This window comes from Flavobacterium sp. MMLR14_040 (assembly GCF_033657265.1).
In the GTDB taxonomy this organism is placed as follows: Bacteria; Bacteroidota; Bacteroidia; order Flavobacteriales; family Flavobacteriaceae; genus Flavobacterium.
The window spans coordinates 2923-4109 of sequence record NZ_JAWVWO010000037.1; the positions used below are offsets into that span (position 1 = coordinate 2923).

Annotated in this window: 2 tRNA genes and 2 rRNA genes (2 of these 4 only partly in view); all 4 read right to left on the minus strand. The window is 45.6% G+C overall.

The features are described from left to right. A 23S ribosomal RNA gene (locus tag SD960_RS23645) occupies positions 1-262 on the minus strand; it reaches 2636 nt to the left of the window's first position. A gap of 147 nt (positions 263-409) precedes the next feature. Further along, positions 410-483 (minus strand) — tRNA-Ala (locus SD960_RS23650). Positions 484-592: 109 nt separating this feature from the next. Beyond that, positions 593-666, minus strand: a tRNA-Ile gene (locus tag SD960_RS23655). A 124-nt stretch (positions 667-790) separates the two neighbouring features. Then, positions 791-1187, minus strand: a 16S ribosomal RNA gene (locus SD960_RS23660); it runs 1214 nt beyond the window's last position. The 16S and 23S rRNA genes sit together here with 2 tRNA genes alongside, the layout of an rRNA operon.

The window sequence follows — 1187 nt, forward strand, 5'->3', positions numbered from 1 at the left end:
CTGGTTTGGGCTAATCCGCGTTCGCTCGCCACTACTTACGGAATCACTTTTGTTTTCTTCTCCTCCGCCTACTTAGATGTTTCAGTTCAGCGGGTTTGCCCACCTATCGGTGTACTATGTCTTCAACATAGTGGGTTGCCCCATTCAGGTATCTGCGGATCAATCGGTGTGTGCCCGTCCCCGCAGCTTTTCGCAGCTTATCACGCCTTTCATCGCCTCTGAGAGCCAAGGCATCCCCCATACGCCCTTATTTTGCTTATTGTACCAATCTTAAAATTAATTAAGACCGTTTTTTTTTGTCTTTTGTTACCTGTATTGCTACTATAACAAAAAACGCTTTCTACTTTTTATTATTTTCTTATCTCAATATGTCAATGAACTTTTATTTACTATCTTTATAGTAAACCAGTGGAGAATAACGGAGTCGAACCGTTGACCTCCTGCGTGCAAGGCAGGCGCTCTAGCCAGCTGAGCTAATCCCCCAATTTTTCAATCTTAGATTGTAGAATTCAGATTTTAGATTTCTTAATTCTTCTCTAATTTCTTTTGGTGAATTCCAACTTCCAGAATTTCCTTTTTTCAAGTTAAAAAGTAGTCCCGGGCAGACTCGAACTGCCGACCCCTACATTATCAGTGTAGTACTCTAACCAGCTGAGCTACGAGACTCTGTTTTACTTAAAATTTATTATTTGAACTAACAGCAAGAGTAATTGAATCTTTCAATTCAGAACTTTCAATAAAATCATCTTTTTTCCCCAGCGTGTGTTTCCACTAACACTTGGGGCTCTAGAAAGGAGGTGTTCCAGCCGCACCTTCCGGTACGGCTACCTTGTTACGACTTAGCCCTAGTTACCAGTTTTACCCTAGGCAGCTCCTTGCGGTCACCGACTTCAGGCACCCCCAGCTTCCATGGCTTGACGGGCGGTGTGTACAAGGCCCGGGAACGTATTCACCGGATCATGGCTGATATCCGATTACTAGCGATTCCAGCTTCACGGAGTCGAGTTGCAGACTCCGATCCGAACTGTGACCGGTTTTATAGATTCGCTCCTGGTCGCCCAGTGGCTGCTCTCTGTACCGGCCATTGTAGCACGTGTGTAGCCCAAGGCGTAAGGGCCGTGATGATTTGACGTCATCCCCACCTTCCTCACAGTTTGCACTGGCAGTCTTGTTAGAGTTCCCGACAC